Here is a 21,085-nt window from a genome sequence, read left to right on the forward strand (position 1 = left end):
GGGTTTCAGGTCAGCGCGGTCGGTGTGGGAGCCGGCTTGTCGTGGCGACGAACCGCGGCGATGGGCCCCAGGGCGGCCCTAGATATGCGTTTCGGAAACGGGAATCACCCGCCGTTCTTTCACCGCCTTGTACGAAAAGCTCGAATAGATCTCCTTCACCCCCGGCAACCGCTGCAGCACCTCGCGGGTGAATTCGCCAAACGATTCCAGGTCCCGCGCCAGGATCTCCAGCAAAAAATCATAGCGTCCGGAGATATTGTGGCAGGCGACGATCTCGGGGATCTCCATCAGCCGCTTCTCGAACGCCAGGGCCATTTCCTTGGTGTGCGAGTCCATCATTATGCTGACGAACGCGGTCACCCCGAAGCCCAGCGACTTGGGCGAAAGAATGGCCTGGTAGCCGGTGATGTAGCCGTTGTCCTCGAGCAACTTGACCCGCCGCCAGCAGGGCGAGGTGGTCAGGGCGACCTGGTCGGCGAGTTCGGAAACGGTGAGGCGGGCGTTGTCCTGCAGGGCAGCGAGCAGGGCGCGGTCGGTACGGTCGAGCGCTGAAGGCATATCTTGCCCTCCATCTTCAATTTTTGTTGTTTTTCTTTCAAAACATGCCCGATTGCGTGGGCAAGTTTGGAAAAAGCGCGGCAGCTTGGTGGCATAAGCTTATAACAAACCACAAGAGACTGTTGCCATGCGCGACTCCAACACCAATACCGGTTTCTCCACGCGGGCCATTCACCATGGCTATGATCCGCTGTCCCACGGCGGCGCCCTGGTACCGCCGGTCTACCAGACCGCCACCTACGCTTTCCCGACTGTCGAGTACGGTGCCGCCTGCTTCGCCGGCGAAGAGCCGGGGCACTTCTACAGCCGTATTTCCAACCCGACCCTGGCCCTGCTGGAGCAACGCATGGCGTCGCTCGAAGGCGGCGAGGCCGGGCTGGCGCTGGCCTCCGGGATGGGCGCCATCACCGCCACGCTATGGACTCTGCTACGCCCGGGTGACGAGCTGATCGTCGGCAGCACCCTGTATGGCTGCACCTTCGCCTACTTGCACCACGGCATCGGCGAGTTTGGCGTGAAGATCCGCCATGTCGACCTCAACGATATCCCGGCACTCAAGGCCGCGATCACCGCGAAGACGCGGATGATCTACTTCGAGTCGCCGGCCAACCCCAACATGCAGCTGGTGGATATCGCCGCGGTGGTCGAGGCTGCACAGGGCCATGACCTGAGCATCGTGGTCGACAACACCTACTGCACGCCCTACCTGCAGCGCCCTCTGGAACTGGGCGTCGACCTGGTGGTGCACTCGGCTACCAAATACCTGTCCGGGCATGGTGATATCACCGCCGGCCTGGTGGTGGGGCGCAAGGCGCTGATCGACCGCATCCGCCTGGAAGGGCTCAAGGACATGACCGGCGCCGTGCTCTCGCCCCACGATGCCTCGCTGTTGATGCGCGGCATCAAGACCCTGGCCCTGCGCATGGACCGTCACTGCGCCAATGCCCAGCAGGTGGCCGAGTTCCTGGCGCAGCAGCCGCAGGTCGAGTTGCTGCATTACCCAGGCTTGCCATCCTTCCCGCAGTACGCGCTGGCCCAGCGGCAGATGCGCCTGCCGGGCGGGATGATTGCCTTCGAGCTGAAGGGCGGGATCGAAGCCGGGCGCCGTTTCATGAACGCCCTGCAGCTGTTCAGCCGCGCGGTGAGCCTGGGCGATGCCGAGTCGTTGGCCCAGCACCCGGCGAGCATGACCCATTCCAGCTATACCCAACAGCAGCGTGCCGAGCATGGCATCTCGGAAGGGCTGGTGCGCTTGTCGGTGGGGCTGGAAGACATCGATGACCTGCATGCCGACATTGCCCAGGCCCTGAAGGCCTGTGCCTGAACCGCCACGGACGAGGCCTGCGCGATGGTAGCGATGATGAACCCGAACGAGCCGTTGACGGCCCTTGATGCCGCCCTGGACAGCGACCCAGCGGAAACCGCCGAGTGGTGCGAGGCGCTGGCCTCGACCCTGGCCCACTGCGGCCCGGCGCGGGCCCGCTACCTGCTGCAGCGCCTGCAGGCCCATGCCCTCGAGCTGGGCCTGGAGCGCGAGGCCCAGGCCTTCTCGGCCTACCGCAATACCGTGCCGGTGGAGCAGCAGGGCGCCTACCCCGGGGATCTGGACCTGGACGAGCGCATCACCAGCATCCTGCGCTGGAATGCGCTGGCCATGGTGGTGCGCGCCAACCATGCCTACGGCGAGCTCGGCGGGCATATCGCCAGCTACGCTTCGGCGGCGGAGATCTTCGAAGTCGGTTTCCAGCATTTTTTCCGCGGCGAGGGCGGTGGTGAGCGGCGCAGTGGCGACCTGGTGTTCTTCCAGCCGCACTCGGCGCCGGGCATCTATGCCCGCGCCTTCCTCGAAGGGCGCCTGAGCGAGGAGCAGTTGGCCAACTATCGCCAGGAGGTCGCCGGCAACGGGCTGTGTTCCTACCCACACCCATGGCTGATGCCCGACTTCTGGCAGTTCCCGACCGGCTCGATGGGCATCGGCCCGCTCAACGCGATCTACCAGGCGCGTTTCATGCGCTACCTGCAGCATCGCGGGTTGCTCGACACCTCTGCCCGGCATGTCTGGGGCGTGTTCGGCGATGGCGAGATGGACGAGCCGGAGTCGACCGCCGGCCTGACCCTGGCCGCCCGTGAAGGCCTGGACAACCTGACCTTCATCGTCAACTGCAACCTGCAGCGCCTGGACGGCCCGGTACGCGGCAATGGCCAGATCATCCAGGAACTCGAAGCGTTGTTCAGTGGCGCCGGCTGGAACGTGATCAAGGTGTTGTGGGGCTCGGAGTGGGACGCACTGTTCGCCCGCGATCATGAACATGCGCTGCTGCGTCAGTTGGCGGCGACACCCGACGGGCAGTTCCAGACCCTCGGCGCCAAGGACGGCAGCTACAACCTCGAACACTTCTTCAAGCAGAACCCGGCTTTGCAGCGCCTTGTAGCGCATATGAGTGCCGAAGAGATCAACGCCCTCAAGCGCGGTGGTCATGATTTTCGCAAGCTGCATGCCGCCTATGCCGCCGCCAGGGCGTGCAAGGGCCGGCCGACGGTGATCCTGGCCAAGACCAAGAAAGGCTATGGCATGAGCAGTGCCGGCGAGTCGCGGATGACCGCGCACCAGGCCAAGAAACTCGATGTGCAGGCGCTGCTGGCCTTCCGCGATCGTTTCCATTTGCCGTTGTCGGATGAGGCGGTGGAGCAACTGCGTTTCTATCGCCCGGCCGAGGACAGTCCAGAGATGGTCTATCTGCGCCAGCGCCGCCAGACACTGGGTGGGCCGTTGCCGCTGCGCCGCAACGACTGCGCCACCTTGCCCGTGCCGGAACTGGAGGCGTTCGGCGGTTTCGCCCTGCACGCCGAGGGCAAGGAGATGTCCACCACCATGGCCGCCGTGCGCTTGCTGGGCAACTGGCTGAAGGCGCCTGGGTTGGGGCCGCGGGTGGTGCCGATCGTCGCCGACGAGGCGCGCACCTTCGGCATGGCCAGCCTGTTCCGCCAGATCGGCATCTATTCGCCCCACGGGCAACGCTACGAACCGGAGGACGCGGGCTCGCTGCTGGTCTACAAGGAGGCGCGGGATGGCCAATTGCTGGAGGAGGGCATCACCGAGGCCGGGGCGATCTCCTCATGGGTCGCGGCAGCCACCGCCTACGCGGTGCATGGCGAGCCGATGCTGCCGGTGTACATCTATTACTCGATGTTCGGCTTTCAGCGGGTCGGCGACCTGATCTGGGCCGCCGCCGACCAGCGCGCCCGAGGCCTGTTGCTGGGTGCTACCGCGGGGCGCACCACGCTGGGTGGCGAGGGGCTTCAGCACCAGGACGGATCGAGCCTGGTCATGGCCGCGACGGTGCCCAACTGCCGGGCCTGGGACCCATGCTTTGCCGGCGAGCTGGCGGTGATCCTCGACCATGCCGCGCGACGCATGCTGGTGGAGCAGCAGGACGAGTTCCACTATGTGGCGGTGATGAATGAAAACTACCCGCAACTGTCGTTGCCCGAAGACATGCACGACGATGTACTGCGGGGCATGTACCGGTTTGCCCGGCATTCCTCGGCCGCTCCCCGTGGCCAGGTGCGCTTGTTGGGTTCGGGCACCATCCTGCGCGAGGTGATCGCTGCCGGTGAGTTGCTGGCCAGTGACTGGCAGGTCGACAGCGAGGTGTTCAGCGTCACCAGCTTCAGCGAACTGGCGCGTGGGGCCAGGGATGCGCAACGCCTGGCAATAGCCGGGGAGCAGGTGAATTGCCATGTGCGTCGTTGCCTACCCGGCGACGCCCCGGTGATCGCGGCCAGCGACTATGTGCGTGCCTGGCCGCAGTTGATCGCCGAGTATGTGCAGGCGCCCTATACCACTCTGGGCACCGATGGTTTCGGGCGCAGCGATACCCGCCAGCAGTTGCGACGGTTTTTCGAGGTGGACCGGTATGCCGTAGTGCTGGCAGCGTTGTACGGGCTGGTATGTCAGGGCGTGATGCCGGCGGATGTGCTGGGGCAGGCGCGGGCGCTTTATGGCATCGGCGAGGAGGGGGCGGCCTGGTATCGCTGACGAGGTCTGGGCCGGCTTAATCGCGGGGCAAGCCCGCTCCCACGCAGATCCCGTTTGCGACTTCCCACAAAAAAGGCCTCTTGCGAGGCCTTTTTCATGTCATCGATTCAGCGCTTGAGCCCGTAGCTCTCATCGAGCATGCCCGGCGAGTTCGGGGACTTCGGTGCGTAGTCGCGTGGTACTTCTGCGGTATCCTTCGGCGGCGTCAGGCGATCACGTGGGCCTTGCGCGGCTTCGGAGTGCAGCGCGGCCAGCAGGCGTTGGCGGGTCAGCTCGTCCAGGGCCAGGCGGTTGGCGCCCTCGGCCAGGTGATCCTGCACGTCCTGGTAGCTCTGGGTCAGTTTCTTGACCAGCGATGCGGTGCTGTTGAAGTGGGTCACCACTTCGTTCTGGTAATTGTCGAAGCGCTGCTGGATGTCATCCAGCTGGCGTTGGGTATTGCTCGGTGCCGCGTTGGGCAGCAGGCGGGCCAGCGCGAAACCGACGACGACACCGACAACCAGGGCCAGGGTCGGCAGCAACCAAACAAGGAGCGAGTGTTCCACGAGTCCTTCCTCTATAAACGGCTTTGCTTTACGTTAACGGCTCAGACCTGCGCTGTATACCGCGAGCGATCGCAAATCAGAACAGAATTCCTTTGCTAGACGAGTCGACCCTTCACGAGGTCACGGAGTAGTACCTTGCTTATCCGCGAAACCCCCTTGTTCATCGATGGCCCGATCGGCCAGCTTGAGGCGTTGTACCTGGACGTGGCCGATGCCCGTGGCGCGGTGCTGATCTGCCACCCCAACCCGGTCCAGGGCGGCACCATGCTCAACAAGGTGGTCTCGACCCTGCAGCGTACCGCCCGTGATGCAGGTTACGTCACCTTGCGCTTCAACTACCGCGGCGTTGGCCAGAGCGCCGGCAGCCACGACATGGGCGCTGGCGAGGTGGCGGATGCCGAGGCTGCCGCAGCCTGGCTGCGCCAGCAGCATCCTGAGCTGCCCTTGGTGCTGATGGGCTTCTCCTTCGGCGGCTTCGTTGCCGCCAGCCTGGCCGGTCGCCTGGAGGCGGCGGGTGTCGAGCTGCAACAGCTGTTCATGATCGCCCCGGCGGTGATGCGTCTGAACGCGCAGTTCCCGCTGCCCAAGCGCGTTGCGCTGACCGTCGTGCAGCCGGACACCGACGAGGTGGTCGATCCGCAACTGGTCTACGATTGGTCCGCCGCCCTGTCGCGCCCCCACGAGCTGCTGAAAGTGGCAGAATGCGGACACTTTTTCCATGGCAAGCTGACCGATCTGAAGGATCTGCTGCTGCCGCGCCTTTCGAACTGAGCCAAGCCTGAAATAAGCGAACCCCCATGACCACGCGCATCCTCACCGGTATCACCACCACCGGCACCCCGCACCTGGGCAACTACGCCGGCGCCATCCGCCCGGCCATCCTCGCCAGCCAGCAGCCCGGTGCCGACTCGTTCTACTTCCTGGCCGACTACCATGCCCTGATCAAGTGCGACGACCCGCAGCGCATCCAGCGTTCGCGCCTGGAGATCGCCGCCACCTGGCTGGCCGGTGGCCTGGACCCGGCCAAGGTGACCTTCTATCGCCAGTCGGACATCCCCGAGATCCCGGAGCTGACCTGGTTGCTGACCTGTGTCGCCGCCAAGGGCCTGCTCAACCGTGCCCACGCCTACAAGGCGTCGGTGGACAAGAACGTCGAGGCCGGCGAAGACCCGGACGCCGGCGTGACCATGGGCCTGTTCAGCTACCCGGTGCTGATGGCCGCCGATATCCTGATGTTCAATGCCAACAAGGTGCCGGTCGGTCGCGACCAGATCCAGCACGTGGAAATGGCCCGCGACATCGGCCAGCGCTTCAACCACCTGTTCGGCCAGGGCAAGGACTTCTTCGCCCTGCCCGAGGCGGTGATCGAGGAGAGCGTGGCCACGCTCCCAGGCCTGGACGGTCGCAAGATGTCCAAGAGCTACGACAACACCATCCCGCTGTTCACCAGCGCCAAGGACATGAAGGATGCGATCTCGCGCATCGTCACCGACTCCAAGGCCCCTGGCGAAGCCAAGGATCCGGACAATTCGCACCTGTTCACCCTGTTCCAGGCCTTCTCAACGCCGGGGCAGTGCGCCGAGTTCCGCGAAGAGCTGCTGCAGGGCCTGGGCTGGGGCGATGCCAAGCAGCGCCTGTTCCAGCTGCTCGACGGCCAGCTGGCCGAAAAGCGCGAACACTACCACCAGCTGATCTCGCGCCCGTCGGACCTCGAGGACATCCTCCTGGCTGGTGCCGCCAAGGCCCGCAAGATCGCCACGCCGTTCCTCGAGCAATTGCGCGAGGCAGTTGGCCTGCGCTCGTTCCGCACCACCGTGCAGGCCAGCACCGAGGTGAAGAAGAAGGCCGCCAAGAGCGCCCGCTTCGTCAGCTTCCGTGACGAGGATGGCAGCTTCCGCTTCCGCCTGCTGGCCGCCGATGGCGAGCAATTGCTGCTGTCGCGCAGCTTCGCCGATGGCAAGAGTGCGGGGGCGGTGAGCAAGCAACTGCAACAGGGCGGCGAGGCCGACGTGCGTGTCGAGGGCCTGGGCTTCTCGCTCTGGCTAAATGGTGAGCAAGTTGCCGACGGGCCGCAGTTCGAGGCCGCCGAGGCCCGTGACGCGGCCATCACCAGCCTGCGCGAGGCCCTGGCGCCACAGGCGGACTGAGTCACTTTGACGCAAGTCTGATTGCCATTAAGCGGGCCGGTCGCTACAGTGACGGCCCGTTTTTTGTTGCCTCGCTAACGAAATCATGACGCCCCTAGAACGATACCAAGCCGATCTGAAACGCCCCGACTTCTTCCATGACGCGGCGCAGGAAACTGCTGTGCGTCATTTGCAGCGCCTGTACGACGACCTGGTGCAGGCGCAGAACAACAAGCCGGGGGTGTTCGGCAAACTGTTCGGCAAGAAGGAGCAGACGCCGGTCAAGGGCCTGTACTTCTGGGGCGGCGTGGGCCGGGGCAAGACCTACCTGGTCGACACCTTCTATGAAGCGCTGCCGTTCAAGCAGAAGATGCGCACGCACTTCCACCGCTTCATGAAGCGCGTCCATGAGGAGATGAAGACCCTCAAGGGCGAGAAGAACCCGCTGACCATCATCGCCAAGCGCTTCAGTGACGAAGCCAAGGTGATCTGCTTCGACGAGTTCTTCGTCTCCGATATCACCGATGCCATGATCCTCGGCACCCTGATGGAAGAGCTGTTCAAGAACGGCGTGTCGCTGGTGGCCACTTCCAACATCGTCCCGGACGGCCTGTACAAGGACGGCCTGCAGCGCGCGCGCTTCCTGCCGGCGATCGCCATGATCAAGCAGTACACCGATGTGGTGAACGTCGACAGCGGCGTGGACTATCGCCTGCGTCACCTGGAGCAGGCCGAGCTGTTCCACTTCCCGCTCGACGCTGCGGCGCATGAAAGCCTGCGCGCCAGCTTCAAGGCGTTGACCCCAGAGTGCACCCAGGCCGTCGAGAACGACGTGCTGATGATCGAGAACCGCGAGATCCATGCCTTGCGCACCTGCGACGACGTCGCCTGGTTCGATTTCCGTGCCCTGTGCGACGGGCCGCGCAGCCAGAACGACTACATCGAACTGGGCAAGATCTTCCATGCCGTGCTGCTGAGCAATGTCGAGCAGATGGGCGTGACCACCGATGACATCGCCCGGCGCTTCATCAACATGGTCGACGAGTTCTACGACCGCAACGTGAAGCTGATCATCTCGGCCGAGGTAGAGCTCAAGGACCTGTATACCGGCGGGCGCCTGAGTTTCGAGTTCCAGCGTACGCTCAGCCGTCTGCTGGAGATGCAGTCCCACGAGTTCCTGTCGCGGGCGCACAAGCCTTAAGGGCTGATGAAACGGGGCCGCTTCGCGGCCCTTGTCGTATTCAGGCCTCTTGCATGAACTGCTGGCGATACTGGTTCGGCGACAACTCCGTGTGCTGGCGGAACAGCCGGGCGAAGAAACTCGCGTCGTCGTAGCCCACCTCGTAGCTGATCGTCTTGATGCTCTTGCGCGTGCTCGACAGCAGGCCCTTGGCGGTCTCGATGCGCAGGCGCTGCAGGTAGTGCAGGGGCTTGTCGCCGGTGGCACTCTGGAAGCGGCGCATGAAATTGCGGATGCTCATGCCGTGGTTGCGCGCCACATCCTCGAAGCGGAACTTGTCGGCGAAGTGCTCTTCGAGCCAGTGCTGGATCTGCAGGATGATCAGGTCCTGGTGCAGCTTCTGGCCGCCGAAGCCCATGCGCCCCGGGGTATAGCTGCGCTGCACCTCGTAGAGGATGTCGCGGGCCACCGCGCGGGCCACGTTGGCGCCACAGAAGCGTTCGATCAGGTAGATGTACAGGTCGCAGGCCGAGGTGGTACCACCGGCGCAGTAGAGATTGTCGGCGTCGGTCAGGTGCTTGTCCTGGTTCAGGCGGATCTTCGGGAAGCGCTCGGCGAAGCTGCTGAAGAAGCGCCAGTAGGTGGTCGCCTCCTTGCCGTCGAGCAGCCCCGACTCGGCCAGCCAGAACACGCCGCTGGCCTCGGCGCACAGCACCGCGCCACGGGCATGCTGCTCGCGCAGCCAGGGCAGTACCTGCGGATAGCGTTGCAGCAGGTTGTCGAAGTCGTCCCAGAAGGCCGGCAGGATGATCACGTCGGCGTCGTTGAGGCCGCTGTCGACCGGCAACTGCACGTTGCTGAAGCTGTCCACGGGCAAACCGTCCGGGCTCACCAGGCCGATCTCGAACATCGGTTGCAGGCCCAGGCCCAGTTGCTTGCTGTAGCGCAGGCTGGCCAGGTGGAAGAAGTCCTTGGCCTGCATCAGTGTCGAAGCGAACACTTTATCAACGGCCAGGATGCTGACGCGCCGCAGCGACGCCGGGGGTTGGGTAAACATCATTGTCATTGTTCTTATAGGGTAGAGTGGTCAATCACCGGCTGGATCGTCTTATTTTTTGGCGATTGTGTCTACCCCACGAAAGAGCAGTGCAGCGCCTGCGTTGCATCAAGGCGCGGGGTTTGGCTGCTCCTGATGGACCGCCTCGATTGCCGCCAGCAGTTCATCGCCCAGATTCAACGCCTGGCTGTCGATATTGCTGCGCAGTTGCTCGAGGTTCGTCGCGCCGATGATGTTGCTGGTCACGAACGGCTGCCGGGTCACGAACGCCAGCGCCATCTGCGCCGGGTCCAGCCCGTGTTCGCGGGCCAGCTGCACATAGCGGCCGCAGGCGGCCATGGTCTGCGGATTGGAATAGCGGGCAAAGCGGCTGAACAGGGTCAGGCGGGCGTGTTCCGGGCGGGCGCCGTTTTCGTACTTGCCCGACAGCATGCCGAAGGCCAGCGGCGAATAGGCCAGCAAACCGCACTGCTCGCGGATTGCCACCTCTGCCAGGCCCACTTCGAAGCTGCGGTTGAGCAGGTTGTAGGGGTTCTGGATCGACACCGCGCGGGGCCAGCCGCGGGTTTCGGCCAGGTGCAGGAATTTCAGGGTGCCCCACGGGGTTTCGTTGGACAGGCCGATGTGGCGGATCTTGCCGGCGCGCACCTGTTCATCGAGCACCTCCAGGGTATCCTCCAGCGGGGTGAAGATGTCCTGGGGCAGGTGCTGGTAGCCGAGCTTGCCGAAGAAGTTGGTGCTGCGCTCGGGCCAGTGCAACTGGTAGAGGTCGATGCGGTCGGTCTGCAGGCGCTTGAGGCTCTCGTCCAGCGCGGCGACGATGTGCTGGCGGTTGTGCTTGAGCTGGCCGTCACGGATGTGGCTGATGCCGTTGCCGGGGCCAGCGACCTTGCTGGCGAGGATCCAGTCGTCACGGTCGCCGTTGGCGGCGAACCAGTTGCCGATGATGCGTTCGGTGGCGGCGTAGGTCTCCGGGCGCGGTGGCACCGGGTACATCTCGGCGGTGTCGATGAAGTTGATGCCGCTGGCCTTGGCCAGGGCGATCTGGGCGAAGGCCTGGTCCTGGGTGTTCTGTTCGCCCCAGGTCATGGTGCCCAGGCACAGGGCGCTGACGTCGAGGTCGGTACGGCCGAGCTTGCGGTATTCCATCGGGAAGGTGCTCCGTGACAAAGAAGTCCATAAAAGCAGGTTGAAATTTTTCCTGCAATCTGGATAATTCTGCCCCTCTCCGTGTGGCGGAAGTGATGCACCACCATGCAGGGAACCCTTGTCGAACATTGGCGTGCCCGACCCGAGCCCCCAAAAGCGTCAGCGTTCGGCTGCGCGCTTGCCCTTGGCAAGCTGTGCACTATCCAGTAAGATTCGCCGTCTATTTTTCGCTGGGCGGCCTCTGAGGCTTTAGAGAATGAAAACTTTTACTGCTAAACCGGAAACAGTAAAGCGCGAGTGGTTCGTAGTCGACGCCGCTGGTCAGACCCTGGGTCGTCTGGCTACCGAAATCGCTAGCCGCCTGCGTGGCAAGCACAAGCCAGAATACACCCCTCACGTTGACACCGGCGACTACATCGTCGTCATCAACGCCGAGCAGATCCGTGTGACTGGTGCCAAGTCTTCCGACAAGATGTACTACTCCCACTCCGGCTTCCCGGGCGGTATCAAGGAAATCAACTTCGAGAAGTTGATCGCCAAGGCCCCTGAGCGTGTTATCGAAACCGCGGTCAAAGGCATGCTGCCGAAGAACCCGCTGGGTCGCGACATGTACCGCAAGCTGAAAGTGTACGCGGGTGCTGCTCACCCACACACTGCTCAGCAGCCTCAAGAACTGAAGATCTAACGGGATAGTTCATTATGTCGGCGACTCAAAACTACGGCACTGGCCGTCGCAAGACCGCAACCGCTCGCGTTTTCCTGCGTCCAGGTACCGGTAACATCTCCATCAACAACCGTTCTCTGGACGTGTTCTTCGGCCGCGAAACCGCTCGCATGGTTGTTCGCCAGCCGCTGGAACTGACCGAAACCGTTGAGAAGTTCGACATCTACGTCACCGTTTCCGGTGGTGGTGTCAGCGGTCAGGCCGGTGCAATCCGCCACGGCATCACCCGCGCCCTGATGGAATACGACGAAACCCTGCGTGGCGCTCTGCGTCGTGCTGGCTACGTCACCCGCGACGCTCGTGAAGTTGAGCGTAAGAAAGTGGGTCTGCGTAAAGCGCGTAAGCGTCCTCAGTACTCCAAGCGTTAATACCGCTTCGGCAGTCGAAAAAAGCCCGGTTCCTTTTTGGAGCCGGGCTTTTTTTATGTCTTCAACTAACCTGTCTGCTAGTCCGTGGCCGTTTGTCGCATAGACGCAGATCAAGCAAAGCGAGGGTAGTAGCCCGACGAGCGGGTAATCACCTTGTCAGCGTGTGGATTTGTTCCTTACCATTGCGGCCAATTTTTAGTGCCACAGACGTACCTAAGTAGATGCCTGTTCAAACAGGCCAAGCAAGCTGATGGGAGAGGACTGAATGAGCAATGACGGCGTCAACGCAGGCCGGCGCCGCTTCCTCGTAGCCGCGACATCCGTGGTCGGGGCAGCGGGGGCAGTGGGGGCAGCGGTACCGTTCGTGGGGTCATGGTTTCCCAGTGCCAAGGCGAAAGCCGCAGGGGCACCGGTGAAGGTCAATATCGCCAAGGTCGAGCCCGGTCAGCAGATGGTAGCTGAATGGCGGGGGCAACCTGTATTCATCGTGCGGCGAACGGAGGAGATCCTCGGTAATCTGAAAAAGATCACCGGTGAGCTGTCCGATCCTGAATCCAAGGCGTCGGTGCAGCCGACCTACGTCGACCCGCAAGTTCGCTCGATCAAGCCCGAGATTCTCATCCTGGTAGGTCTGTGCACGCACCTGGGTTGCTCGCCAACCTTCCGCCCTGAAGTTGCCCCGGCTGACCTGGGGCCGAAGTGGGTCGGTGGCTATTTCTGCCCCTGCCACGGTTCGCACTACGACCTGGCCGGGCGCGTCTACAAATCCCAGCCGGCGCCTCTCAACCTGCCAGTGCCACCGCACTCGTACGAGTCGGACGAAATCATCGTCATCGGCGTCGATCAGGAGAACGCATGATGAGCAAGTTCATGGAGTGGATCGATGCGCGCTTCCCTGCGACGAAAATGTGGGAAGACCATCTAAGCAAGTATTACGCGCCCAAGAACTTCAACTTCCTGTACTTCTTCGGCTCCCTGGCGTTGCTGGTGCTGGTCAACCAGATCGTCACCGGCGTGTGGCTGACCATGAGTTTCACCCCCTCGGCGGAAGAGGCCTTCGCCTCGGTCGAGTACATCATGCGCGACGTCGAGTACGGCTGGATCCTGCGCTACCTGCACTCCACCGGCGCCTCGGCGTTCTTTATCGTGGTCTACCTGCACATGTTCCGCGGGTTGCTCTACGGCTCCTACCAGAAGCCGCGCGAGCTGGTCTGGCTGTTCGGCATGCTGATCTACCTGGCGTTGATGGCCGAGGCGTTCATGGGCTACCTGCTGCCCTGGGGGCAGATGTCTTACTGGGGTGCCCAGGTGATCATCTCGCTTTTCGGTGCGATCCCGGTGATCGGTGATGACCTGACCCAGTGGATTCGTGGTGACTACCTGATCTCCGGCATCACCCTGAACCGCTTCTTCGCCCTGCACGTGGTGGCCCTGCCTATCGTGATCCTGGGCCTGGTGGTGCTGCACATCCTGGCGCTGCACGAAGTGGGTTCGAACAACCCCGATGGCGTGGACATCAAGAAGAAAAAGGACGAGAACGGCATCCCGCTGGATGGCATCCCGTTCCACCCGTACTACACCGTCAAGGATATCGCCGGTGTGGTGGTGTTCCTCTTCGTGTTCTGTGCCGTGGTGTTCTTCTTCCCGGAAATGGGTGGCTACTTCCTGGAAAAACCGAACTTCGAACAGGCCAACGCCTTCAAGACCCCTGAGCATATCGCCCCTGTCTGGTACTTCACGCCGTTCTACGCGATTCTGCGCGCGGTGCCCGACAAGCTGTTCGGGGTGATTGCCATGGGCGCGGCAATTGCGGTGCTGTTCGTGTTGCCCTGGCTTGACCGCAGTCCGGTGCGCTCGATGCGCTACAAGGGCTGGCTGAGCAAGATCTGGTTGCTGGTGTTCTGCGTGGCCTTCGTCATCCTTGGCGTGCTGGGCGTGCTGGCGCCGACCCCGGGGCGTACCTTGCTGTCGCAGGTGTGCACGGTGTTGTACTTCGCCTACTTCCTGCTGATGCCGTTCTACACAAGGCTCGAGAAGACCAAACCGGTTCCGGAAAGGGTGACTGGCTGATGAAAAAGTTTATTGCAGTATGCTTGCTGGCATTGATGCCTGGCCTTTCGTTCGCCGCCGAACACGGCCTGGAGCTGGACAAGGTCGATATCGACCTGACCGACAAGGCCGCGATGCAGGATGGCGCGCGCACCTTCGCCAACTATTGCATGGGATGCCATAGCGCCAAGTTCCAGCGATACGAGCGTGTCGCCGACGACCTGGGGATCCCCCACGAGCTGATGCTCGAAAACCTGGTGTTCACTGGCGCCAAGATCGGCGACCACATGAAGATCGGCATGCAGCCCAATGATGCCAAGACCTGGTTCGGCGCTGCGCCGCCCGACCTCACCCTGGTTGCCCGGGTGCGTGGCAACGATTGGTTGTACACCTACCTGCGCAGTTTCTATGAAGACAAGGCGCGGCCATACGGGGTAAACAACAAGGTCTTCCCCAACGTCGGCATGCCTAACGTGCTGGTTGGCCTGCAGGGCAACCAGGTGATTGGCTGCAAGCAGGTGCAGAGTGTGGTCGACGGCAAGAAGCAATATGACCCGCTGACCGGCAGCCCATTGACCCATGAAGCGTGCGACCAGCTGACCGTCGAGGAGAAATCCGGTACCCTGACGGCTGAGCAGTTCGACGAGAAGGTCAAGAACCTGGTGACCTTCCTGGCCTATTCGGCCAACCCGGTCAAACTGGAAAGCCAGCGCATCGGTACCTACGTGTTGCTGTACCTGGCTTTCTTCTTCGTGTTCGCCTACTTGCTCAAGCGCGAATACTGGAAGGACGTGCACTGATCACGCAGTAGTTTCTGGTAGTTGAACGCGCCCGGGGTGCCCCAGTCATGTCGCTGGGGCACCCCGGGCGCGTTTTCATTTGCAGTTTTTACAAGCATCCCGTGCGAGGAGGCGCTACATGGGCGCAACCAACAGGTTAGCCTGCTATTCCGACCCCGCTGACCATTACTCTCATCGGGTACGCCTGGTGCTCGCGGAGAAAGGCGTCACGGTGCAGATCATCGATGTCGACACCAACCGCCTGCCGCCCAAGCTGGTCGAAGTGAACCCTTACGGCAGCTTGCCGACCCTGGTCGATCGCGATCTGGCGCTGTACGAGTCGAGCGTGGTGATGGAGTACCTCGAGGAGCGTTACCCGCACCCGCCGCTGATGCCGGTTTATCCGGTGGCCCGCGGCAACAGTCGCCTGCTGATGCACCGCATCCAGCGCGACTGGTGCAGCCTGGCCGACACCGTGCTGGATCCGCGCAGCAGCGAGCCGGCACGTACCCAGGCGCGCAAGGAGTTGCGCGAGAGCCTGACGGGCGTGGCCCCGCTGTTCGCTGAAATGGCCTGCTTCATGAGTGAGGAGCAGAGTCTGGTCGATTGCTGTCTATTGCCCATACTCTGGCGCTTGCCGGTGATGGGTATCGAATTGCCGCGGCAGGCCAAGCCGCTGCTGGATTACATGGAGCGACAGTTCGCCCGCGAGCCTTTCCAGGCGAGCCTGTCTGCTACTGAACGTGAAATGCGCAAGGTTTAAAGAGGAGCCGTTGATGAACTCCAGTCGCCCCTATCTGGTTCGCGCGCTGTACGAGTGGATCGTCGACAACGATTGCACGCCCCATATGCTGGTCAACGCCGAGTACCCGGCCGTTCAGGTGCCCCAAGGTTTTGCCAGCGATGGCCAGATCGTCCTGAACATCTCCCCCAGTGCCGTGCGCAGTCTGCACATGGACAACGAGGCGGTGAGTTTCGAAGGACGCTTCGGTGGTGTGGCGCACACGCTGTATGTGCCCATCGGCGCCATCCTGGGGATCTACGCCCGGGAGAATGGCCAGGGTATGGTCTTCGAGCTGGAGCCGCCGCTCACGGACGAGGATGACCTTGAGGACGACGTTGTCGAGCCGGATGACGATGGTCCGCCCGAGCCGCCGCGTCCCAGTGGTCGTCCGAGCCTGAAAGTCGTGAAGTAACAGGCAGGGACAAAAAAGGCGATCCGCAGGGATCGCCTTTTTCATGGCTGCCGCAATTACAGGTCCTTGATGCTCTGCACCTGGTCCTTGTTGATGCGGGTCGGCTTGCCGTCCAGTTGCTTGAACTCGTAGAAGCCGGAGTTGCGGTCGAAGTGCGGCGTGTCGGTGGTCTGCAGTTCGCGGCCATCGTTGAGGGTGATCACGCTCGGGGTGGAGCAGCCGGCCAGGGTGGCGAAGGTGCCGATCAGCAGGGCGGGCAGCAGAAACTTCTTCATGGGGTACTTCCTGGATCAGAGTGAAAAAGGCGAGCGTCCCGACGCTCGCCGAGGGGTTGTCAGTCGATGTATTCGAACAGCTTGACGATCTTCTGCACGCCCGACACACCCTGCACCACATTGGTGGCGGCGTTGGCCTCTTGTTGCCTGACCAGGCCGAGCAGGTAGACGATGCCATTTTCGGTGATGACCTTGATGCGCGAGCTGGGCACGCTCTCGTCGGTCAGCATCTGGGTCTTGATCTTGGTGGTCAGCCAGGCGTCGTTGTTGCGCGCCAGGATCGATGACGGCTGCATCACCTGCAGCTCGTTGTGCACCTTCTTGACTCGCTGAACCTGGCCGGCGGTCTGTTCGGCGAGGGATTTGAGGTCGGCGCGGGGTGTCTGGCCGGCAAGCAGCACAACACCGTTGTAGCTGCTGACGACGATGTGCGAGCCCTTGTCCAGCTCCGGGTTGGCCTTGGCGATGTTGACCGAGACCTTTGTCTCGATCAGCGAGTCATCGATCTTGCTGCCGATGGTGCGGGTGCCGCGGTCATCCTCGATAGGCGAGTTACGCGCCGAGGTGAGCACGGAACTGCAGCCCGATACGCCGAGGCACAGGGTCAGGGCCATCAGGCCGATACGCTTGGAGATCATTCTTCACTCCCGAACAGTTGGCTGTCGATCAGGTCGCACAGACAGTGGATCGCCAGCAGGTGGACTTCCTGGATGCGCGCGGTGACCGTGGCGGGGACGCGGATCTCCACGTCCTCGGGCAGCAGCAGCGAGGCCATGCCGCCGCCATCGCGCCCGGTCAGGGCGACGACAATCATTTCGCGGTCATGGGCGGCCTGGATCGCCTGGATCACGTTGGCCGAATTACCGCTGGTGGAGATCGCCAGCAGCACATCGCCGGGCTGGCCCAGGGCGCGGATCTGCTTGGAGAAGACTTCGTTGTAGCTGTAGTCGTTGGCGATCGAGGTGAGCGTCGAGCTGTCGGTGGTCAGGGCGACGGCCGGCAGGCTCGGGCGCTCGCGCTCGAAGCGGTTGAGCAACTCCGAGGAGAAGTGCTGGGCATCGCCGGCCGAGCCGCCGTTGCCGCACGCGAGCATCTTGCCGTCGTTGAGCAGGGCATTGACCATGACCAGGCTGGCCTGCTCGATGTGGGGTGCCAGGATGTCCATTGCCTGTTGCTTGGTGTCGATGCTGGCCTGGAACAGCCGGCGAATTCGGGATTGCATGTCCATCTGGGTGACCTTAAGAGGGGCGGTGGCCTTTGCTACGCGCAACAGTGACCAGCCCGCGAAACATAGAGCTAGAAAATCGAATTGGGTTCAGCATTCGAAGGCATTTTTCAGCCATTGAAGCGGTTGCCCCGCATGCCCCCGGCCCTGCAGGGCGATAACGTCGAAGCGGCAGGGGCGGGTGGCCCAGCGGGGTTCGTGCTGCAGGAAGAGGTTGGCGGCAAGCGCCAGTCGTTGCTGCTTGCGCCCATCGATACTGGCGAGCGCTCCGCCGAACTCCGCATGCAACCGGTAGCGGACTTCGACGAATACTACTGTATCGGCATCGAGCATGACCAGATCGAGCTCGCCCCCCTTGCATCGCCAGTTGCGTTCCAGCAGCCGCAGACCTTGCCCTTGAAGGTATTCAAGGGCGTGATCTTCGGCTGCCTGGCCGGCAAGGCTGGGCGATGCGCCGGGCATCAGCGAGGGGTGTCCGGCAGGCGCTTGACCTGGCCGCCGGCGAATTCGGCCCATGGCAGCTGGCGCTCGATGCGCTGGCTGGGGTTCATGCTCAGGCTGCCGGACAGGCCTTCGACGCGGTTGTCCGGCAGCGCCTTGAGTTGGCCCAGGCGCGGAGCCAGGCTGTAGGCGTCGACGCCCATGGCGTACAGGCGGCCGAGGCTACCGGCGGCCTGGGGCCACTGCTGCACGACTTGCTGACGCAGGCTGTTGGTGGTGTCCAGCAGCCAAGGCGTTTCGCAGAAGCGGATGCCGTTCATGTCGTTGTACTGGTTCACGTCACCGCTGGCGCTGTACAGGTTGGAGGTGGCGTAGACCGGCACGTCGCCGGCGTACTGGAAGTTCAGCGTCGGCTTGATCTGCTGAGCCTGCTGCGGTGTCGAGGCGAGGAAGATGAAGTCGATGTCCTGGCGGCGCGAAGGCTGCGCGGCGATGGTGCCGCCAACGGTGCTCTGCAGGCTCTTGGCGCGGCCTTCGCTCTGGCGCAGCTGGAACAGATCAGCGATCTGCTGGGCGAGGGCGACGGGCTGGGCGATGCGCTGCGCGGTAATCAGGGTGCCACCATTGCCTTCCCAGTCCTGGCGGAAGGCGGCGAGCACGCGGTCGCCCCATTCACCGCTCGGAACCAGGGCCACGGCGCGGACCATGCCGTCGGCGCGGGCACGGCGTGCCACTTCGCGGGCTTCGTCCTCGGCGGCCAGGCCGAACTGGAACAGCTGTGGCGGCGCTTTCTGGCCAGCGTCGGCGTAGTTCAGGGCCAGGGTGGTGATGGGCAGTTGCGGGTAGGCGGCGAGCTTCTTGACCAGCGGCTTTTCCAGTGGGCCGACTACCAGTTGCACGCCGGCAGCCTGGGCCTGACGGTAGAAGTCGTCGAGCGAGGTGATGCGCGAGCTGTCGAACACTTGTACCGCAGGGGCGGGCTGGCCACCTTGCTGGGCCTGGAAGTGAGCGGCCATGAAGCCGTCACGCAGGGCGCGGGCGACACCGGCCAGCGGACCTTCCTGGGGCAGCAGCAGGGCGATCTTGGTCAGTGGCTGGCTGGCCAGCTCCTTGAGCTTGACCAGGGCTGTCGGCAATTGCTTGGCTGCCGGGTGCTCGGGATGCTGCTGGCGCCAGGTGTCGATGGCGGCCTGTTGCTGTTCCAGGGTGCCGGCGCGCTTCACGGCCAGGGCCAGGCTGGTCCAGCCGGCCAGGGTCTCGTCGGCGGCCGGCTGCTGCAGCTGTTCGGCGGGCAGCGAGGCGACCAGGGCCCAGATCGCGTCATTGTTGGCGCTGGCGGCCTGGCCGCTGAGCAGGGGTGCCAGCAGTGCGCGCTGCTGGGCGGCGGCCAGGGCCTGGCCGTCGGCTTCGAGGGCTGCGGCATGAACGCTGTAGGTGCGGGCCTGCTGCTCGGTCGGCAGTTCGCCGACGCGCTGCAGGCTCGGGTGGACGAGGGCGGTCAGGGCGGCCTTGGGCTGGTTGCGGCTCATGGCGAGCTCGGCGGCCAGGGTGGAGGCGAACACCTGCTGGGCGGGCTTGAGCGGCTCCAGCGGGACTTGCTCGAGAATCCGTGCGGCGCGCGGGAAATCCTTTTGCTTGTATGCCAGGTCCGCGGCGCTCAAGCGCAGCAGGGCCGCATCCTCGGCGGACTTGCTGGAGGCCGCCTTCTCGAGCAGTTGCTCGATGCTGGCGTCCGGGGTGCGTGGCAGTTCGCCCAGGCTGGATGAGGGCGAGCTGGCGCAGGCTGCCAGCAGGGCAGCGAGGCAGAGGGCTGTGAGCAGCCGCAGACAAGCGATCATGTAAAGGTCCTGTTACTCGATCAAGTTGGCCGGCAATTGTACCCAAGCGGGGGGCACGGCGCGATCTCGCCGACACTGAACCTTCACTATAGGTGGCCCGAGGTGTGCCTGGGGCGAAGTTCTTTGCGCCCTGTTACCGGTGCTCGGGCTACAATGGCGACCTTTGATCCGGAAAGCAGGTGTGCGCAGTGACTGATGTTGCAGGGGTTTCGAAATCCACGTTGGGCAAGCTTTACGTCGTTGCCACGCCCATCGGCAACCTCGACGACATGAGCGCCCGGGCGCTGAAGGTGCTGGCGGATGTCAGCCTGATCGCCGCCGAGGACACTCGCCACTCGGTGCGCCTGCTGCAGCATTTCGGCATCGATACGCAGCTGGCCGCCTGTCATGAACACAATGAGCGCGACGAGGGTGGGCGCTTCATCTCCCGCCTGCTGGCCGGCGACGATGTGGCGCTGGTGTCCGATGCCGGCACGCCGTTGATTTCCGATCCGGGCTATCACCTGGTGCGCCAGGCGCGTGCTGCGGGCGTGCAGGTGGTGCCGGTGCCGGGCGCCTGTGCGTTGATCGCCGCGCTGTCGGCGGCGGGGTTGCCGTCGGACCGCTTCATCTTCGAAGGTTTCCTGCCGGCCAAGGCCGCCGGGCGCCGCGCGCGTCTGGAGCAGGTCAAGGAAGAGCCGCGCACGCTGATCTTCTACGAGGCGCCACACCGGATCCTCGAGTGCCTGGAGGACATGGAAGCGGTGTTCGGTGGCGAGCGTCCGGCGCTGCTGGCGCGCGAGATCACCAAGACCTTCGAGACCCTCAAAGGCTTGCCGTTGGCCGAGTTGCGCGCATTCGTACAGGGTGACAGCAATCAGCAGCGTGGCGAGTGTGTGGTGCTGGTGGCCGGTTGGAGCGCGCCGGAGGGCGAGCAGGCGATCAGCGCCGAGGCGCAGCGAGTGCTGGATCTGCTGCTGGCCGAGCTACCGCTGAAGAAAGCAGCGGCGCTGGCGGCCGAGATCACTGGGGTGCGCAAGAACCTGCTCTACCAATTGGCCCTGGAAAAGCAGAAAGCCCATTAGTGGCATAATGGTATTAATGGTCGCGCCGCTTGTTCTTGAGCGCGGCTACCGGTAACCTTGGCGGCGGAGAGTCGATCGGACAGTCGCTGCCGTCTTTTGTTCCGCAAAAGGCGGGGGAGGAAAGTCCGGGCTCCATAGGGCAGAGTGCCAGGTAACGCCTGGGAGGCGCGAGCCTACGGAAAGTGCCACAGAAAACAACCGCCTAAGCACTTCGGTGCCGGTAAGGGTGAAAAGGTGCGGTAAGAGCGCACCGCACGGCTGGCAACAGTCCGTGGCTAGGTAAACCCCACTCGGAGCAAGACCAAATAGGGTTCCATACGGCGTGGCCCGCGTCGGAACCGGGTAGGTTGCTAGAGGCGTCCAGTGATGGCCGTCGTAGAGGAATGACTGTCCTCGACAAAACCCGGCTTACAGATCGACTCTCCACCTCTTCCCTTCCTGCTTGAATCGATAGCAGATGTGTCCTGGTAAT

Annotated in this window: 22 protein-coding genes and 1 other RNA gene; 14 read left to right on the forward strand and 9 right to left on the reverse strand. The window is 63.3% G+C overall.

Annotated features, from left to right (window positions below; translation table 11 throughout):
* Positions 1-78: 78 nt before the first annotated feature.
* Entirely contained in the window at positions 79-558 is a 480-nt protein-coding gene (locus tag ACZ9C1_RS23245; protein WP_102685201.1) for an Lrp/AsnC family transcriptional regulator, read from the reverse strand.
* A gap of 127 nt (positions 559-685) precedes the next feature.
* Here ACZ9C1_RS23245 and ACZ9C1_RS23250 point away from each other — a divergent pair, with 127 nt between their 5' ends.
* Entirely contained in the window at positions 686-1,882 is a 1,197-nt protein-coding gene (locus ACZ9C1_RS23250) for a methionine gamma-lyase (protein ID WP_277502977.1), read from the forward strand.
* Between the two features lie 24 nt (positions 1,883-1,906).
* Positions 1,907-4,597 carry an alpha-ketoglutarate dehydrogenase gene (mdeB, locus tag ACZ9C1_RS23255; protein ID WP_277502978.1) on the forward strand — a complete coding sequence of 897 codons (2,691 nt, stop codon included), beginning with the start codon at positions 1,907-1,909 and terminating at the stop codon, positions 4,595-4,597.
* Positions 4,598-4,704: 107 nt separating this feature from the next.
* On the opposite strand, the gene ACZ9C1_RS23260 is transcribed toward mdeB, so the two are convergent.
* Positions 4,705-5,142 (reverse strand): Z-ring associated ZapG family protein, encoded by a 438-nt coding sequence (locus ACZ9C1_RS23260; RefSeq protein ID WP_102685203.1) that lies wholly within the window; start codon positions 5,140-5,142, stop codon positions 4,705-4,707.
* A gap of 135 nt (positions 5,143-5,277) precedes the next feature.
* On the opposite strand from ACZ9C1_RS23260, the gene ACZ9C1_RS23265 reads away from it, so the two are divergent.
* From ACZ9C1_RS23265 to zapE, 3 genes are all read left to right on the forward strand, one after another.
* Positions 5,278-5,913 (forward strand): alpha/beta hydrolase, encoded by a 636-nt coding sequence (locus ACZ9C1_RS23265; protein ID WP_198754370.1) that lies wholly within the window; start codon positions 5,278-5,280, stop codon positions 5,911-5,913.
* A gap of 26 nt (positions 5,914-5,939) precedes the next feature.
* Positions 5,940-7,289, forward strand: a complete 1,350-nt coding sequence (locus tag ACZ9C1_RS23270; RefSeq protein ID WP_198754371.1) for a tryptophan--tRNA ligase — start codon at positions 5,940-5,942, stop codon at positions 7,287-7,289.
* Positions 7,290-7,374: 85 nt separating this feature from the next.
* Positions 7,375-8,469, forward strand: coding sequence for a cell division protein ZapE (gene zapE, locus ACZ9C1_RS23275; RefSeq protein WP_102685206.1), 1,095 nt, complete (start codon positions 7,375-7,377; stop codon positions 8,467-8,469).
* Positions 8,470-8,509: 40 nt separating this feature from the next.
* Here the strand turns inward: zapE and ACZ9C1_RS23280 are convergent, their stop codons facing one another.
* Positions 8,510-9,406, reverse strand: coding sequence for a GlxA family transcriptional regulator (locus ACZ9C1_RS23280; protein ID WP_173862478.1), 897 nt, complete (start codon positions 9,404-9,406; stop codon positions 8,510-8,512).
* 207 nt (positions 9,407-9,613) lie between these two features.
* Entirely contained in the window at positions 9,614-10,654 is a 1,041-nt protein-coding gene (locus ACZ9C1_RS23285) for an NADP(H)-dependent aldo-keto reductase (RefSeq protein ID WP_476254423.1), read from the reverse strand.
* Between the two features lie 256 nt (positions 10,655-10,910).
* Between ACZ9C1_RS23285 and rplM the strand changes: the two genes are divergently transcribed.
* The 7 genes from rplM to ACZ9C1_RS23320 all read left to right on the forward strand — a co-directional run bounded on the left by rplM (position 10,911) and on the right by ACZ9C1_RS23320 (position 15,770).
* Positions 10,911-11,339 carry a 50S ribosomal protein L13 gene (gene rplM, locus ACZ9C1_RS23290; protein ID WP_008097538.1) on the forward strand — a complete coding sequence of 143 codons (429 nt, stop codon included), beginning with the start codon at positions 10,911-10,913 and terminating at the stop codon, positions 11,337-11,339.
* 14 nt (positions 11,340-11,353) lie between these two features.
* Positions 11,354-11,746, forward strand: coding sequence for a 30S ribosomal protein S9 (gene rpsI / locus ACZ9C1_RS23295; RefSeq protein ID WP_003260797.1), 393 nt, complete (start codon positions 11,354-11,356; stop codon positions 11,744-11,746).
* 265 nt (positions 11,747-12,011) lie between these two features.
* A complete protein-coding gene (gene petA, locus ACZ9C1_RS23300) occupies positions 12,012-12,605 on the forward strand; it encodes a ubiquinol-cytochrome c reductase iron-sulfur subunit (protein WP_023628711.1) in 594 nt (197 codons plus the stop codon).
* Positions 12,605-13,816, forward strand: coding sequence for a cytochrome b (locus tag ACZ9C1_RS23305; protein ID WP_023628712.1), 1,212 nt, complete (start codon positions 12,605-12,607; stop codon positions 13,814-13,816). The genes petA and ACZ9C1_RS23305 overlap by 1 nt, the downstream gene beginning before the upstream one ends.
* On the forward strand, positions 13,816-14,595 hold the full coding sequence (locus tag ACZ9C1_RS23310; protein WP_102685208.1) for a cytochrome c1: 780 nt from the start codon (positions 13,816-13,818) through the stop codon (positions 14,593-14,595). The genes ACZ9C1_RS23305 and ACZ9C1_RS23310 overlap by 1 nt, the downstream gene beginning before the upstream one ends.
* A gap of 118 nt (positions 14,596-14,713) precedes the next feature.
* Entirely contained in the window at positions 14,714-15,337 is a 624-nt protein-coding gene (locus ACZ9C1_RS23315; protein WP_102682663.1) for a glutathione S-transferase N-terminal domain-containing protein, read from the forward strand.
* 13 nt (positions 15,338-15,350) lie between these two features.
* Entirely contained in the window at positions 15,351-15,770 is a 420-nt protein-coding gene (locus ACZ9C1_RS23320; RefSeq protein ID WP_476254424.1) for a ClpXP protease specificity-enhancing factor, read from the forward strand.
* Positions 15,771-15,826: 56 nt separating this feature from the next.
* On the opposite strand, the gene ACZ9C1_RS23325 is transcribed toward ACZ9C1_RS23320, so the two are convergent.
* The 5 genes from ACZ9C1_RS23325 to ACZ9C1_RS23345 form a co-directional block, all read right to left on the reverse strand.
* Positions 15,827-16,045: a YgdI/YgdR family lipoprotein gene (locus ACZ9C1_RS23325; protein ID WP_102682665.1), complete on the reverse strand. Its 219-nt coding sequence runs from the start codon at positions 16,043-16,045 to the stop codon at positions 15,827-15,829.
* Between the two features lie 59 nt (positions 16,046-16,104).
* Positions 16,105-16,683, reverse strand: coding sequence for a BON domain-containing protein (locus ACZ9C1_RS23330; protein ID WP_102682666.1), 579 nt, complete (start codon positions 16,681-16,683; stop codon positions 16,105-16,107).
* A complete protein-coding gene (locus ACZ9C1_RS23335) occupies positions 16,680-17,273 on the reverse strand; it encodes a phosphoheptose isomerase (RefSeq protein WP_102682667.1) in 594 nt (197 codons plus the stop codon). The genes ACZ9C1_RS23330 and ACZ9C1_RS23335 overlap by 4 nt, the downstream gene beginning before the upstream one ends.
* A gap of 87 nt (positions 17,274-17,360) precedes the next feature.
* The gene (locus tag ACZ9C1_RS23340) at positions 17,361-17,732 is read right to left on the reverse strand and encodes a YraN family protein (protein WP_046857017.1); all 372 of its coding nucleotides are present in this window, start codon (positions 17,730-17,732) and stop codon (positions 17,361-17,363) included.
* Positions 17,732-19,549, reverse strand: a complete 1,818-nt coding sequence (locus ACZ9C1_RS23345) for a penicillin-binding protein activator (protein ID WP_476254425.1) — start codon at positions 19,547-19,549, stop codon at positions 17,732-17,734. The genes ACZ9C1_RS23340 and ACZ9C1_RS23345 overlap by 1 nt, the downstream gene beginning before the upstream one ends.
* Positions 19,550-19,737: 188 nt before the next feature.
* Here ACZ9C1_RS23345 and rsmI point away from each other — a divergent pair, with 188 nt between their 5' ends.
* A complete protein-coding gene (rsmI, locus tag ACZ9C1_RS23350; protein ID WP_476254426.1) occupies positions 19,738-20,613 on the forward strand; it encodes a 16S rRNA (cytidine(1402)-2'-O)-methyltransferase in 876 nt (291 codons plus the stop codon).
* A gap of 67 nt (positions 20,614-20,680) precedes the next feature.
* Positions 20,681-21,040: RNase P RNA component class A (gene rnpB / locus ACZ9C1_RS23355), an RNA gene on the forward strand.
* Positions 21,041-21,085 lie beyond the last annotated feature (45 nt).

This window comes from Pseudomonas sp. TE21435 (assembly GCF_056279265.1).

Coding starts and splice junctions, on each gene's coding strand:
- ACZ9C1_RS23245 (WP_102685201.1), bottom strand. CDS start 558: ATGCCTTCAGCGCTCGACCGTACCGACCGCGCCCTGCTCGCTGCCCTG.
- ACZ9C1_RS23250 (WP_277502977.1), top strand. CDS start 686: ATGCGCGACTCCAACACCAATACCGGTTTCTCCACGCGGGCCATTCAC.
- mdeB (WP_277502978.1), top strand. CDS start 1,907: ATGGTAGCGATGATGAACCCGAACGAGCCGTTGACGGCCCTTGATGCC.
- ACZ9C1_RS23270 (WP_198754371.1), top strand. CDS start 5,940: ATGACCACGCGCATCCTCACCGGTATCACCACCACCGGCACCCCGCAC.
- zapE (WP_102685206.1), top strand. CDS start 7,375: ATGACGCCCCTAGAACGATACCAAGCCGATCTGAAACGCCCCGACTTC.
- ACZ9C1_RS23285 (WP_476254423.1), bottom strand. CDS start 10,654: ATGGAATACCGCAAGCTCGGCCGTACCGACCTCGACGTCAGCGCCCTG.
- rplM (WP_008097538.1), top strand. CDS start 10,911: ATGAAAACTTTTACTGCTAAACCGGAAACAGTAAAGCGCGAGTGGTTC.
- rpsI (WP_003260797.1), top strand. CDS start 11,354: ATGTCGGCGACTCAAAACTACGGCACTGGCCGTCGCAAGACCGCAACC.
- petA (WP_023628711.1), top strand. CDS start 12,012: ATGAGCAATGACGGCGTCAACGCAGGCCGGCGCCGCTTCCTCGTAGCC.
- ACZ9C1_RS23305 (WP_023628712.1), top strand. CDS start 12,605: ATGAGCAAGTTCATGGAGTGGATCGATGCGCGCTTCCCTGCGACGAAA.
- ACZ9C1_RS23310 (WP_102685208.1), top strand. CDS start 13,816: ATGAAAAAGTTTATTGCAGTATGCTTGCTGGCATTGATGCCTGGCCTT.
- ACZ9C1_RS23315 (WP_102682663.1), top strand. CDS start 14,714: ATGGGCGCAACCAACAGGTTAGCCTGCTATTCCGACCCCGCTGACCAT.
- ACZ9C1_RS23320 (WP_476254424.1), top strand. CDS start 15,351: ATGAACTCCAGTCGCCCCTATCTGGTTCGCGCGCTGTACGAGTGGATC.
- ACZ9C1_RS23325 (WP_102682665.1), bottom strand. CDS start 16,045: ATGAAGAAGTTTCTGCTGCCCGCCCTGCTGATCGGCACCTTCGCCACC.
- ACZ9C1_RS23330 (WP_102682666.1), bottom strand. CDS start 16,683: ATGATCTCCAAGCGTATCGGCCTGATGGCCCTGACCCTGTGCCTCGGC.
- ACZ9C1_RS23335 (WP_102682667.1), bottom strand. CDS start 17,273: ATGGACATGCAATCCCGAATTCGCCGGCTGTTCCAGGCCAGCATCGAC.
- ACZ9C1_RS23340 (WP_046857017.1), bottom strand. CDS start 17,732: ATGCCCGGCGCATCGCCCAGCCTTGCCGGCCAGGCAGCCGAAGATCAC.
- ACZ9C1_RS23345 (WP_476254425.1), bottom strand. CDS start 19,549: ATGATCGCTTGTCTGCGGCTGCTCACAGCCCTCTGCCTCGCTGCCCTG.